This is a genomic window from Pseudomonadota bacterium (assembly GCA_038533575.1).
In the GTDB taxonomy this organism is placed as follows: Bacteria; Pseudomonadota; Alphaproteobacteria; order Rhodobacterales; family Rhodobacteraceae; genus Shimia_B.
Genome location: JBCAYL010000005.1, coordinates 1 through 13,408, shown reverse-complemented (window position 1 = coordinate 13,408; position 13,408 = coordinate 1). Strand labels below are relative to the sequence as shown.

The window sequence follows — 13,408 nt, the reverse complement described above, 5'->3', positions numbered from 1 at the left end:
ATCACGTCGGCTCGGAGGCGAACATCTCGTTCGCGATCTCCAGGTAATTGTTACGGGATATGTTGTGCGCGATCACCGCGGCGGGCGTGGCGTGCGACAGCATCACGGAGGCCACGGCACCGGCGGACTTGCCCTGGACCATGGCGATCTGGGCGATCTGGGCGATCTGGGCGATGGTCTCGAATTCTTCCTCGCCGGTCCAGTCGAGGTTCAGACGGCCGTTCGACGTCTTGCGCCCGGTCATGAGCGCGGTGCCCGCGGCGGCGCTGTCGGTATAGGAGGTGTAGCGCTCGGCATTGGGGCCGAAATCGTTGCGCATGGTGGCCTCAAAGCGCTGCCAGCGCGTCATCGGGTCATAGCCCTGCGCGACCGCGCCGCCCGTGAGCCGCACGTCCTCCCCGCTCGGCAGGAGCCGACCTGCCCCGTCCACGAGATTGAGCGCGTGGTGATCGAGACCGAGCACCACGGGCATCGTCCCGTCCGGGCGCATCACCTGGTAGGACTGCGCATTGGCGAGGCCCTGGTAGTAGTCGGCGGCGAGCCAGCCGTTGAAGCCGATGCCGTCGGAGACCATCAGGATCACGTTCTTGGCGGGCCGGTCCTGCGGGAAGGCGGGCAGCGTGAGAACACTGGTGAGCGCGGTGGCGAGGAGCAGTCTTTGAGCAGTCACGGACGTCCCTCCATTGGTGAGCAATGGGGGTAGCGCTAGGCGCAGTCTGCGCAGCCAGATTGCCGTCAGGTAAATCAATCAATGACAGCGCGCGCCCTTGGCGGAAATCAGCGCGTCGGCACGGGCTCCTCGCCGCGGTAGTCATAGAAGCCGCGCTGCGTCTTGCGACCGAGCCAACCCGCCTCGACATACTTCGTCAGAAGCGGACAGGGGCGGTATTTCGTATCCGCCAGCCCGTCATGAAGCACGTTCATGATCGCAAGGCAGGTGTCGAGCCCGATGAAATCGGCGAGCTCGAGCGGGCCCATGGGGTGGTTCGCGCCGAGCTTGAGCGAGGTGTCGATGGAGCGCACGGAGCCCACGCCTTCGTAGAGCGTGTAGATCGCCTCGTTGATCATGGGCATCAGGATGCGGTTGACGATGAAGGCTGGGAAATCCTCGGCGGGCGCGGAGGTCTTGCCAAGCCGCGCCACGACGCTCTCGCAGGTGCGGAAGGTCGCCTCGTCGGTGGCGATGCCGCGGATGAGCTCCACGAGCTGCATCACCGGCACCGGGTTCATGAAGTGAAACCCCATGAAGCGCTCGGGCCGGTCGGTGCGCGACGCGAGCCGCGTGATCGAAATCGACGAGGTGTTGGAGGTCAGGATCGTCTCTGGCTTCAGATGCGGCAGGATATCCTCGAAGATCGCCTGCTTGATCGTCTCCCGCTCGGTGGCCGCCTCGATGACGAGATCGGTCTGCCCCACATCGGCGAGCCCCTTGGCGGGCACGATGAGCGCCAGCGCCGCGTCTCGATCCGTCTCGGCGATCTTTTGGCGCGCGACCTGCCGGTTCATGTTGGCCTCGATCTTGGCGCGCGCGGCGGCGAGCGCGTCCTCGCTCACGTCGCTCAGGCGGACCTCGTAGCCAGCCAGCGCCATCACATGGGCGATGCCGCTGCCCATCTGGCCTGCACCGATCACCCCGATGGATGTCACGTTCATGCCCGTCTCCTTTGCAGGCGTGTCGTCCCGTTCGGCGCGAACTTATACCCGCCTCGGGGCAGGCAAAAGGGGGCGGCGCGCAACCGGCCGCATTTGCCGCGAATGCAAAGCACATGGCTCGCCGCCGTTAGCGAAGTGCTCACTTTACCTTCGTAAAGATGGCCGCGGGTGAACAGATGGAGTTGGCCATGGCCGAACTGGGGCTGGGGCGCACGCTGCTGGAATTGCAGCCGTGCCGATACGGGTATTCACGCATTCAGTTCCGCGGGCCGGAGGCGGATCTCGATGCGCCCTACATCGCCTTTCTGGGCGCCACGGAGACGGTGGGCCCGTTTCTCACGCGGCCCTTTCCCGCGCTTGTGGCCGACAAGCTGGGCTTCGAATGCGCCAATCTGGGGGTGAAGAATGCGGGGCCCGACGTCTTTCTCAACGACCCCGAGATCCTACGCGTGGCGCGGGGCGCAGCAGCAGTGGTGATCGAGGTCATGGGGGCCTCGAACCTCTCCAACGCCTTCTACAAGGTGCATCCGCGCCGCAACGACCGCTTCATCAAGGCGCATCTTCCGCTCCTGTCGCGGGCGCCGGATCTCGATCTCACGGAAGTCCATTTCACCGGTCACCTCATGCAGAAGATCGCCGTCCACGCGCCGGAGCTCATCGACGACGTGGTGGCAGAGCTCCGCGCGACATGGGTGGAGCGGATGCAGGCACTGGTGCGGGCGGTGGGTAAGCCGGTGCATCTCCTGCGCTTCGTGGATGGGCCGGGGGCGCCGCCCACGGCGGCCCTCGTGGAGCCCATGATGACGGCGGCCGTGGCCAGCAAGGCCGTGAGCATCACGCGGGTGCGCCCCTCCCAGGCCGCCACCGACAGTGGCATGAGCGAGATGTTCTTTGCCGCGCCCGAGGCACCGGTGGCGGCGCGCATGCTGAGCGCGGAGGCCCATCGCGAGGTGGCCGAGGCGCTGGCGCTTTCGGTGGGCGGGCACATGAAAAAGGCCCGCGCCGGGTAGCGCGGGCCTCTGTCATCTTTCGGGGATGATAGCTTAGCCGAGCTTTTCCGTCAGCTCGGGCACCGCCTCGAAGAGGTCGGCCACGAGGCCGTAATCGGCCACCTGGAAGATCGGCGCTTCTTCATCTTTGTTGATGGCCACGATGATCTTGGAGTCCTTCATACCAGCGAGGTGCTGGATCGCGCCGGAGATGCCCACGGCGACGTAGAGGTTGGGCGCGACCACCTTGCCGGTCTGGCCCACCTGCCAGTCGTTCGGGGCGTAGCCGGAATCGACGGCCGCGCGGGACGCGCCCACGGCAGCGCCCAGCGTGTCGGCCAGCTTCTCGATGATGGCGAACTCCGCCTCGGAGCCCACGCCGCGCCCGCCGGAGACGACGACGCCGGCGGAGGTGAGCTCGGGCCGGTCGCTCTCGGCGACGCGGTCTTCCACCCAGGAGGACAGGCCCGGATCGGCGGCGGCAGCGATCTCTTCCACGGAGGCCGACCCACCGGCGCCCGCGGCGTCGAAGGTGGAGGTGCGGATCGTGGCGACCTTGGTGGCGTCGGAAGACTTCACCGTCTGGATCGCGTTGCCCGCATAGATCGGGCGCTCGAACGTGTCTGCATCGACGACGGCGGTGACCTCGGAGATCACCATGACGTCGAGCATCGCGGCCACGCGGGGCAGGATGTTCTTCGAGGCCGCCGTGGAGGGCGCCACGATGTGGGAATAATCACCCGCCAGCGACACGATCAGATCGGCCACAGGCTCGGCCAGGTCATGGCCATAGGCCGCGTCGGAGGCGCAGAGGACTTTTGAGACGCCGTCGAGCTTGGCGGCCTCGGCGGCGGCCTCGCCGCACCCGTCGCCCGCGCAGAGGATCGTCACGTCGCCCATCTGCTTGGCCGCGGTGAGCGCCTTGGCGGTGGCATCGACAGCGAGCTCACCGCCCGCGATTTCAGCAATCAGAAGAACAGCCATCATACAGCTCCCGCTTCCTTGAGTTTCGATACGAGCTCGTCCACCGAGCCCACCTTGATGCCGGCGGCGCGGGCCGCGGGCTCGCCCGTCTTCACGATCTCGAGGCGCGGCGTGACGTCGACGCCGTAATCGGCGGCGGTCTTTTCATCGAGCGGCTTCTTCTTCGCCTTCATGATGTTCGGCAGCGAGGCATAGCGCGGCTCGTTGAGGCGCAGGTCCACCGTAATGATCGCGGGCATCTTGACCCGGATCGTCTGGAGCCCGCCATCCACTTCGCGCGTCACGGTCGCCTCTTCGCCATCCACGGCGATCTCGGAAGCGAAGGTGGCCTGCGACCAGCCGGTGAGCGCGGCCAGCATCTGGCCCGTGGCGTTCATGTCGTTGTCGATGGCCTGCTTGCCCGCGAGAACGAGGCCGGGCTCTTCGGCGTCGATCACGCCCTTGAGGATCTTGGCGACGGCGAGGGGCTCGATGTCCTGGTGGACGTCATCGGCGGCGACCACGAGGATCGCGCGGTCGGCCCCCATGGCGAGCGCGGTCCGCAGCGTCTCCTGCGCCTGCTTGACGCCGATGGACACGGCCACGACCTCTGAGGCCACGCCCTTTTCCTTCATGCGGATCGCCTCTTCGACGGCGATCTCGTCGAAGGGGTTCATGGACATCTTGACGTTGGCCAGATCGACACCGCTGCCATCCGCCTTCACGCGGACTTTCACGTTGTAGTCGATCACGCGTTTGACAGGTACGAGGACCTTCATGGTGCATCTCCTAGTTGGCATGCGCCTTGGGGATGGGCCTGGGCGCGGAATTGTCTGACGCACATGTAGCTGCGCCCCGCGGGAGAGAATAGCGAAGAATCGACGCGCCACCCCGTGCTGACGTGGCGTATATGAAATTATTGCAGATTTTTTCACACGCGACGCGCACGCGCCCCGCCAGCGCGCCGTCCGTGCCGCAGTCATCCGCCGGTCAGAGCATGCGTTTCAGGAGGCCGTCTTTCTTGACGAGCTGGTGGCGCATCACGAGGCCGATATGCCCGGCCATCGCCGCCAGCAGCACCCAGCCCGCGCCGATATGCGCCCACTTCGCGATGTCGCGGAGCGTGTCATCCCGCGGCAGGGGCCGTGGCATCTCCCACACGCCGAAAAGGTTCACGCCGTAATTGCCCCACATCACGTAGAGCCATCCCGTCACCGGCATCACGAACATGGCGAGGTAAAAGACCTGCTCCACGCGGTGGATGAAGGTCTTTTCGCCGGTCGTGAGAGTGGGCGCCCAGGGCGGCAGCTGCCCGAGCTGCCGGTTGATGAGGCGCAGCACCGCGACGAAGAGCGCCACGAGGCCGAGCGACTTGTGCCAATTGTAATAGTCGTTGGTGCTGATGCCCGCGAAGCTCGAGTTGAAGCCGATCGCCGTCATGATGTTGCCGCCCACGAATTGCAGCGCGAAGAGGATCACGATCGACCAGTGAAAGACCTTGGTCAGCGTGCCGTAGCCTTGGGCGGAATTCGTGAGGGCCATGCGCTCCTGCCTCTTGGGTTTTCCCAAGTCTGGCAGGGTCTTGCGCAACAATCCACTCCGGAGTGCCGGCGGGTCTGGCCTCGTGCCTGGGCCTCAGCGGTTCGCGCCGGGGACCCAGAGCACGTCGGCGGCGCCGTCGTCATTGGCGATGCGCGCAGCCACGAAGAACCAGTCCGACAGGCGGTTGAGGTATTTGACGCCCGCGGGGTTCACGCTCTCCATCGTGCCGAGCTCCACCGAGAGCCGCTCGGCGCGGCGCGCCACAGTGCGGCAGAGATGGAGATGCGCGGCGAGGGCGGAGCCGCCGGGCAGGATGAAGCTCTTGAGCGGCGTCAGGCGTGCGTTCATGGCATCGATCTCGCTCTCGAGGCGCTCCACCTGCCCCGCCGTGACGCGCAGCGGCGGATATTCGGCCTCGCCGTCCTTTTCCATGTCCGGGCGGCAGAGATCCGCGCCGAGATCGAACAGATCGTTCTGGATCGCGGAGAGCTGCGCGTCCATAGGGCCCTCGGTGTGCAGCCGGGCCATGCCCACGGTGGCGTTGAGCTCGTCCACCGTGCCGTAGGAGGTCACGCGCATGGAATGCTTGGCCACACGGCTCCCGTTGCCCAGCGCGGTCTCCCCGCCGTCTCCCGTGCGCGTGTAGATCTTCGACAAAACGACCATCGGACTTCCTTCGATTTCTGGTGTGTTCAGCCCCGGGAGGCGATCAGGATCAAGATGATGACCACGGCCACGGCCTGGGCCACGAGGCGCATCTGCATGATCTTGTTGGCATATTTCTTGTTGAACTCACCGCCACGGGCAAAGCCGCCGATGCCCACGGCCAGGATCACGGCCACGAAGACGATGGCGAGGATGGCGACGAGTAGCATGGGGTCTTGCATGAGAGTTCTCCTTGGGAGGGCACCTAAGGCTGCCTCAGAGCCGGGCAAGCAGGTTGTCGAGGGTCCGTCGCGGCAAGAGCCGCCGCATGGCGGCCATGGCGAAGGTGGGCGTGGTGATCTTGTAGCGGCTGGCCGGGCGGCGCGCTTCAAGCGCGCGCAGCACTTTCTCGGAGACCGCCCGCGGGCCGAGCTCGAACATGTCCGGCCCGTCGGGCGCGCTGTAGAGCCGTTTGATGAGCGCCTTTTCGTAGAGCGGGCGGACCGCGGAGCTCTCCCAGTCGATCCAACGCTCGAAATGCGGGATGGAGTTGCTGCGGATCTCGGTGCCGATGGGGCCGGGCTGGATCAGCACGACGTGGATGCCCGTCCCGCGGAGTTCGAGGCGCAGCGTATCCGACAGGCCCTCCAGCGCGAATTTCGTGGTGTTGTAGGAGCCCCGCCAGCGTAGCGCCGCGAAGCCGAGAACGGAAGAGCAATTCAGGATGCGCCCGTGGCCTTGGGCGCGCATGACCGGGATCACCCGGCGCGTGAGGTCGTGGTAGCCGAGAAGGTTGGCCTCGAGATTTTGCCGCAGGGCCGCGCGGGGCAGGTCCTCGACCGCGCCGGGGACAGCGTAGGCCCCGTTGTTGAAGAGCGCGTCGAGCGTGCCGCCCGTGGCCTCGAGCACGGCCTCGAGGCCCGCCTCGATACTGGCCTCGTCCTCGTAATCGATGCGGGGCGCCTCGAAGCCGTCCTCCCGCAGGCGCGCGCAATCCTCCTCATTCCGGCAGGACGCGAAGACGCGCCAGCCCTGCGCGCGCAAGAAGACAGCGCAATCCGCGCCGATGCCGCTCGAACAGCCGGTGATGAGAATGGATTTGGCGGCCACGACGCTCTCCTGCCCGTTTTCGCGGGAAGTGGCCTGATCGCGGCCCGGAGCGCAAGGGCCAGGCCGCGCGCGGGGCGGCGCGCTGACGCCGCAGGCTTGCGGGGTCGCGTCGCTCAGTTCACGGGCGTCATGAGCCGCGCAGCCATCCAGCCCACCTGCCCGGTATCGCTCACCCGGATCTGGACCCAGCCATTGCCCGGATCCTCAAGCACCCGCGCCTCGGCCCCGCGGCTCAGCGTATCGAGCACGTCGAAGGTCGTCCCCGGGCCACCGCGCATGTTGACGCGGGAGGCGGAGACGGTGCGGAGATCCTCTGGCGCGGCCTCAGGGGCAAGCGGCGCGGCGTTCTCGGCGACTGTCAGCGCCTCAAGGCCGGTTTGCGTCTCAACATCTGTCTGCGTCTCGAGGCCCGTTTGCGGCTGTTCGAGGCGTGCGCGGGTCAATGGCACGCGGCGCACGGTCACGTCGCCCTCGGTGATGATGGGCGAGGTGGCAGGGGAGGTGCTGGCGCGAGCCACCTGACCCCCTTCTTCCGCGGCGACCTGCTCCAAAAGCACGCTCAAAGGCCGCTCCTCGGCCACGGGCGGCTCGAAATCCGTCCCACCGCTCAATTCAAAGAACGCCCAGCCGAGCAAAAGAAACGTGACGACCATAAACCGGCCCATGGCAACAACCCCCTAACAACGATCCGATGTGCAGCCATCAGAATCATTCGGATTTTAGCAGTTCGCGCCGCGCTGTGGGGCGCTCTCAGCGCAAAAACACGCTGCGGGGCAATTTTGTTGCTGCGCTCAGTGCATTTTACGAAAAGCCGCGCCGCTGTACCTCCGGGGAGGCTGGACGCTGGAGACGCCCGGGGATACACCACATCTATGGCCGAGGGCGATGATGACAGCGAGATGATGCTCAACGAGGTGGCAGAACCCCTGCGCCGGGCCATCGGCGAGCGGTACCTGACCTACGCGCTCTCCACGATCATGCACCGCGCGCTGCCCGATGCCCGCGACGGTTTGAAGCCGGTGCACCGCCGCATTCTCTACGCCATGCGCCGGCTCAGGCTCTCGCCCGACGGCAAGTTTCTCAAGTCTGCCAAGATCAGCGGCGACACGATGGGCGATTTCCACCCCCATGGCGACGGGGCGATCTACGATGCCATGGCCCGGCTCGCGCAGGATTTCGCCGTGCGCTACCCGCTCGTCGACGGGCAGGGCAATTTCGGGAACGTGGACGGCGATAACCCGGCCGCCTCGCGCTACACCGAAGCGCGGCTTACGGCCTATGCCGAGGCCCTCATGGAGGGGCTCGACGAGGACAGCGTCGATTTCCGTGACAATTACGACGGCAGGCTCCAGGAGCCGTCCGTGCTCCCGGCCTCCGCGCCCAACCTCCTGGCCAACGGCGCGGCGGGCATCGCGGTGGGCATGGCCACCAATATCCCGCCCCACAACCTCCACGAACTGATCGACGCTTGCCTGCATCTCATCAAGGCGCCGAATGCGCGCGACGAAACGCTGATGGACTACGTCCAGGGGCCCGATTTCCCCACCGGGGGCGTGATCGTCGAGCCGCGCGAGAGCATGGCCGAAAGCTACCGCACCGGGCGCGGCTCCTTCCGGCTTCGCTGCCGCTGGGAGCGGGAAGACCTGGGGCGCGGCCAGTGGCAAGTGGTGGTCACCGAGATCCCCTACCAGGTGGCGAAGTCGAAGCTCATCGAGAAGCTCGCGGAGGTGATCCAGACGAAGAAGGTCCCGCTTCTCGCAGACGTCCGCGACGAGAGCGCCGACGACATCCGTATTGTCCTCGAGCCGCGCTCGAAGAACGTGGACCCCGACGTGCTCATGGGGATGCTCTTCCGCAATTCCGATCTCGAGACGCGCTTCTCGCTCAACATGAACGTGCTGATCGACGGCGTGACCCCCAAGGTCTGCTCGATGAAGGAGGTGCTGCGCGCCTTCCTCGATCACCGCCGCGAGGTGCTCTTGCGCCGCACCGGGCATCGGCTGGGCAAGATCGACCACCGGCTCGAAGTGCTCGAAGGCCTCATCATCGCCTTCCTCAACCTTGACCGTGTCATCGACATCATCCGCTACGACGACGATCCCAAGGCCGCGCTCATGGCCGAGGACTGGGACCGCGACTTCCCCCGCGCCCGCGACGAGGAGGATTACATCGGCCCCATGGGCCTCGGGCTCGAGCCCGACCCGGCCCTCACCGAGGTGCAGGTGGAGGCGATCCTCAACATGCGCCTGCGCTCGCTCCGGCGGCTCGAGGAGATGGAGCTGGTGCGCGAGAAGGAGGCGCTGGAGGCCGAGCGCGACGAGTTGCGAGATCTCGTGGCCACCGAGGAGCTGCAATGGAAACGCATCGCCGAAGAGCTCCGCGAGGTGCGCACGAATTTTGGCCAAAATTCGTGGCGCGGGCAGAGATTGACGTCCTTTGCCGAGGCGGGCGAGGTGGAGGAGGTCCCGCTCGAGGCGATGATCGACCGGGAGCCGGTGACGATCGTCTGCTCGAAAATGGGCTGGATCCGCGCGATGTCGGGCCATATCGATCTCACCCGCGAGCTGAAATACCGCGACGGCGATGAAGGCCGCTTCGTCTTCCACGCGGAGACGACCGACCGGCTGATGGCCTTCGGCTCCAACGGCCGCTTCTACACGCTCTCGGTCTCGAACCTGCCCGGCGGCCGTGGCATGGGAGAGCCGCTCCGCCTCATGGTCGATCTGCCAAACGAGGCCGACATCGTGGCGCTCTTCATCCACCAGCCGGGGCGCAAGCTCCTCGTGGCCTCGAGCGCGGGCGACGGTTTTCTCGTGCCCGAGGACGAGGTCGTCGCGCAGACGAAATCGGGCAAGCAGGCGCTCAATGTCCGCGCGCCTGCCCGCGCCCTCCTCTGCAAGCCCGTCACGGGCGACGCGGTGGCTTGCGTGGGCGAGAACCGCAAGGTGATCGTCTTCGGCCTTGATGAGCTGCCGGAAATGGGCCGAGGTAAGGGCGTAAGGCTGCAACGCTACAAGGACGGGGGCCTCAGCGATGCCATCACCTTCACCTTGGGAGAAGGCCTCTCTTGGCGAGACCCCGCGGGGCGGACCCGGAGCGTGGAGCGCCCCGAGCTCGACGAATGGATCGGAAAGCGCGCCGGCTCTGGACGGATGGCACCTCGCGGATTTCCCCGCGACAATCGATTCACCTGACGCCGCCGCGCGCCCCGGCCCCGATGCAGGACCAGATGCCGACCACGATGCAGGCTTAGAACCCGGCCAGGATCATACCGACCCGGAGCCCGCACTCGGCACCCAGTGGCGCGGCACGCGGGGCCCGCTCTTCAGGCTGACCCTCTGGACCGGTCTCCTGACGATCCTGACGCTCGGGCTCTACCGGTTCTGGGCGCGCACCCGCGTCCGGCGCTGGTACTGGAGCGCGATCCGGCCGGGCGGCTTTCCCCTCGAATATACCGGTACGCCCTACGAGAAGCTCCTGGGCTTCCTCGTGGCGGTCGTCATCCTCGCTTTCTACATCGGCGTGGTGAACCTAATCCTGATGTTCGTGAGCTTCTCTCTCCTCTCCGCGCCGGGCCTCGCCTACGGGCTCACGCTCCTCGGGGTGGCGCCACTCTGGTTCTTCGCGACCTATCGCGCGCAGCGCTACCTCCTCGCGCGGACGCGCTGGATGGGCATCCGCTTCGGGCTCGAGCCCGGCGCGTGGCGCTACGCACTTCTGGCGTCCTGGCACTGGGGGCTCACGCTCCTAACGCTGGGTGCGTGGCATCCGCGGCTGCGCTTCGCGCTGGCGCGCTACCGCCATGACCGCATGTGGTTCGGCACCCAGAAGCTTTCGCAGGGCGGCGATTGGCGCATGCTTTACCCGGCTTATGCCCATGTGCTCATCGGAGGCACGCTCACGCTCGGCACCCTCTTCATCACGGTCTCGGACGTGAATGCTTTCTTCCTCGGGCTCGAGGCCGAGGATCTCGGGCAGGTCGCGCCGATCACGCCGTTCTGGCAGATGTTCGGGATCGGCATCCCCTGGCTGCTCTACGGCCTCGTGCATTACAGCGTGGAGAGCCGCAGGCTCCTCGTCTCGCATCTCTCGGTGGGCGCGGTGGGGCTCTTGCCGCGGCCGCGGGTGAGCTGGGTCCTCTGGATCGCGATCTCGGGCAATCTCCTGCGCTATGCCGCGCTCTTTGCGCTGATCCTCGCGGCGGCATTCGCGCTCCTGGGCCTCGCCCTCGTCGCCGGTGCCACCCTCGAGCAGCTTGAGGGCGACGATCCTATGGTGCTCCTGCGGATCATCGGCGGCGGGCTGCCGGACTGGGTGCCCATAGCCATGACGGCGCTCTTCTATTTCGGGATTTTCCTGCTCTGGAACGTGCTCACGCATGTCTTCCTGACCATGCCCACCTGGCGGCACTACGCGGCCACGCTCGGCATCACCGGCCCGGGCAAGCTCTCGAGCATCGCCCAGCGGGCGCGGGATGAAAGCCGGGAGGCCGGGGGCTTCGCCGAGGCGCTCGACGTGGGGGCCGCCATATGACGCTCCTGCGCATCGGAGCCCGCCACGAGACCTTCGAGGGCAAGGGGCTGTACTTCGACGGCGAGACGCCGGCGGCCCAAAAAGCCACGCTCACCATCGACGAGGCTGCGGGGGCGCTCGCCATCGCACTGCCGGGGGCAGACGCCCCGCGCCTCTGGCCGCTCAAGGAGATCCGGCAGGTGCGCGATCAGGCAGGTAGGGACATGATGGTCCTCCGGCTGCGCCGCATGGCCACCGAGCGGCTCGTGCTCACCGCCTGGGAAGACCAGCGCATCCTGCTCGCGCGCGCGCCCGAGCTCACCCGCCGCCCGCCGGTGGAGGGCAAGGGGCGCCTCGCGGTCTGGGGCACGGGCGCGGTGGCGGCGGTGGCCGCGATGATCTTCCTCCTGATCCCGTTTCTCGCTGACCGGCTCGCCGGTCTCCTGCCGCCCGCGGGCAAGCGCGCGCTGGGAGAGACCGTACTCGAGGATGTGCGCGTGGCCTTCAACCAGACGGGCATCGACCCGCTGCCGCTCTGCGAGGCCCCCGCGGGGCTCGCGGCGCTCGAGGCCATGGGCGCGCGGCTTTTTCCCGAGCCGGTGGCGGAGGCCGAGCTTACCGTGCACGTGCTCGACCACGAAATGGTCAATGCTTTCGCGCTGCCCGGCGGCATCGTCGTACTGATGCGCGGGCTCATCGAGGCCGCCGAGAGCCCGGACGAGGTGGCGGCGGTCTATGCCCACGAGGTGGGCCATGTCGTGGCCCGGGACCCCTCCCGCATCGCGCTGCGGACAGTGGGCTCGACGGGCGTGCTGGGGCTTCTTCTGGGCGATTTCGCGGGGGGCGCAGCGGTGCTCTTCCTAACCAACCGCCTCATCACCGCCGATTACACGCAGGCCGCGGAAGCCGCCGCCGATGCCTTCGCGAGCGAGGCGCTCGCCCGCGCGGACGTGGCCCCCGGCGCGCTGGCGACCTTCTTCGAGCGGCTTCTGGAGGAATACGGCGACACATCGGGCGTCGTGCAGCACTTCCTCTCCCACCCCGCCCTCGTGGACCGCATCGATGCGGCCCGCGAGGCGGGCGAGGACGGCACCTTTTCGCCGGTCCTCTCCGCCGAAGACTGGGCCGCGCTGCAGAGCATCTGCGAGGAGACGGATGGCGGCGCCTGAGACCATAGACGCCCCTGCGCCCGCTCGCTAAGACGCCGCCCATGATCGAGAGGACCCGCCCATGATCCGCCCCCTTCTCGCCGCGCTGACCTGCCTCGCGCTCGGCGCCTGCGCCACGGGCGGGCTCGAGGACGCGCCCGAGCCCATCGGCGATTTCGAGCTCGGGTTTCTCGTGCCCATCGTCTCGCCCAACCTCACGCAGGGCCCGCTCTCACGCGAGGCCACGCCGGAGGAATGGAAGGCGGCCACGGAGGCGGCCTTCCGGGAACGCTTCGCGCGGTTTTCGGGCGGCACGTTCTATCACCTGGGGGTCACGGTGGAGGGCTATGTCCTCGCACAACCCGGCATTCCCGTGGTGCTTGCGCCCAAGAGCGTGCTCATCTTCTCGGTGATCGTCATAGAAGACGCCACTCAGCAGACGCTCACGGCCGAGCCAGAGCAATTCACCGTGCTCGAGGATTTCTCGGCCACGAGCATCCTGGGCTCGGGCCTCGTCCTGTCCAAGGAAGAACAACTGGCCGCGCTGGCCGAGAATGCCGCTGCCCAGACGGAGCGCTGGCTGCGCGAGCAGCCCTGGTTCCTCGATCCCTCCCCGGCTGCGCCCGGGGGCGAGAACGCGCTGACCGATGCACCCCTTGCCGACACAGCGGCAGCGGACGCCCCGCCCGCCGACGCGCCAGCCGTCCCGGAGGCGCTTCTCGGCCAATAGCCGGTTGCGTTTTCCGCCGCCCTCGCCTATCTGCCGCGCCATCGAAATCCGGGGCGACCAATGCTTGGTCCTACCCAGTAATTGTAGGGCGGGGGTGTGACCCCGCCGACCCGTAG

The 13,408-nt window shown here is 67.1% G+C and carries 14 protein-coding genes; 5 read left to right on the top strand and 9 right to left on the bottom strand.

Annotation, left to right across the window (positions count from 1 at the left end; all coding sequences use genetic code 11):
- Position 1: 1 nt before the first annotated feature.
- Positions 2-670 (bottom strand): alkaline phosphatase, encoded by a 669-nt coding sequence (locus tag AAFM92_16495; protein MEL7301979.1) that lies wholly within the window; start codon positions 668-670, stop codon positions 2-4.
- Between the two features lie 107 nt (positions 671-777).
- Positions 778-1,653 (bottom strand): 3-hydroxybutyryl-CoA dehydrogenase, encoded by an 876-nt coding sequence (locus AAFM92_16490; GenBank protein MEL7301978.1) that lies wholly within the window; start codon positions 1,651-1,653, stop codon positions 778-780.
- A 158-nt stretch (positions 1,654-1,811) separates the two neighbouring features.
- Between AAFM92_16490 and AAFM92_16485 the strand changes: the two genes are divergently transcribed.
- Positions 1,812-2,663 (top strand): DUF6473 family protein, encoded by an 852-nt coding sequence (locus tag AAFM92_16485; GenBank protein MEL7301977.1) that lies wholly within the window; start codon positions 1,812-1,814, stop codon positions 2,661-2,663.
- Between the two features lie 33 nt (positions 2,664-2,696).
- Here AAFM92_16485 and AAFM92_16480 read toward each other — a convergent pair whose 3' ends face one another.
- From AAFM92_16480 to AAFM92_16450, 7 genes are all read right to left on the bottom strand, one after another.
- Positions 2,697-3,626 carry an FAD-binding protein gene (locus tag AAFM92_16480; GenBank protein MEL7301976.1) on the bottom strand — a complete coding sequence of 310 codons (930 nt, stop codon included), beginning with the start codon at positions 3,624-3,626 and terminating at the stop codon, positions 2,697-2,699.
- Entirely contained in the window at positions 3,626-4,384 is a 759-nt protein-coding gene (locus AAFM92_16475; protein ID MEL7301975.1) for an electron transfer flavoprotein subunit beta/FixA family protein, read from the bottom strand. Before AAFM92_16475 ends, AAFM92_16480 begins: the two co-directional genes overlap by 1 nt.
- Positions 4,385-4,595: 211 nt before the next feature.
- Positions 4,596-5,147 carry a cytochrome b gene (locus AAFM92_16470; protein ID MEL7301974.1) on the bottom strand — a complete coding sequence of 184 codons (552 nt, stop codon included), beginning with the start codon at positions 5,145-5,147 and terminating at the stop codon, positions 4,596-4,598.
- Positions 5,148-5,240: 93 nt separating this feature from the next.
- Complete coding sequence (locus tag AAFM92_16465; protein ID MEL7301973.1) at positions 5,241-5,813, bottom strand: cob(I)yrinic acid a,c-diamide adenosyltransferase; 573 nt, start codon at positions 5,811-5,813, stop codon at positions 5,241-5,243.
- Positions 5,814-5,839: 26 nt separating this feature from the next.
- Positions 5,840-6,034 carry a twin transmembrane helix small protein gene (locus tag AAFM92_16460; protein MEL7301972.1) on the bottom strand — a complete coding sequence of 65 codons (195 nt, stop codon included), beginning with the start codon at positions 6,032-6,034 and terminating at the stop codon, positions 5,840-5,842.
- A 34-nt stretch (positions 6,035-6,068) separates the two neighbouring features.
- Complete coding sequence (locus AAFM92_16455) at positions 6,069-6,902, bottom strand: SDR family NAD(P)-dependent oxidoreductase (GenBank protein ID MEL7301971.1); 834 nt, start codon at positions 6,900-6,902, stop codon at positions 6,069-6,071.
- Between the two features lie 113 nt (positions 6,903-7,015).
- Positions 7,016-7,567, bottom strand: coding sequence for an SH3 domain-containing protein (locus AAFM92_16450; GenBank protein MEL7301970.1), 552 nt, complete (start codon positions 7,565-7,567; stop codon positions 7,016-7,018).
- A 207-nt stretch (positions 7,568-7,774) separates the two neighbouring features.
- On the opposite strand from AAFM92_16450, the gene AAFM92_16445 reads away from it, so the two are divergent.
- From AAFM92_16445 to AAFM92_16430, 4 genes are all read left to right on the top strand, one after another.
- Positions 7,775-10,096: a DNA topoisomerase IV subunit A gene (locus tag AAFM92_16445; GenBank protein MEL7301969.1), complete on the top strand. Its 2,322-nt coding sequence runs from the start codon at positions 7,775-7,777 to the stop codon at positions 10,094-10,096.
- On the top strand, positions 10,047-11,435 hold the full coding sequence (locus tag AAFM92_16440; GenBank protein ID MEL7301968.1) for a DUF898 family protein: 1,389 nt from the start codon (positions 10,047-10,049) through the stop codon (positions 11,433-11,435). The genes AAFM92_16445 and AAFM92_16440 overlap by 50 nt, the downstream gene beginning before the upstream one ends.
- A complete protein-coding gene (locus AAFM92_16435; protein MEL7301967.1) occupies positions 11,432-12,583 on the top strand; it encodes a M48 family metallopeptidase in 1,152 nt (383 codons plus the stop codon). Before AAFM92_16440 ends, AAFM92_16435 begins: the two co-directional genes overlap by 4 nt.
- Before the next feature lie 61 nt (positions 12,584-12,644).
- Complete coding sequence (locus AAFM92_16430) at positions 12,645-13,292, top strand: hypothetical protein (protein ID MEL7301966.1); 648 nt, start codon at positions 12,645-12,647, stop codon at positions 13,290-13,292.
- Positions 13,293-13,408: the final 116 nt, after the last annotated feature.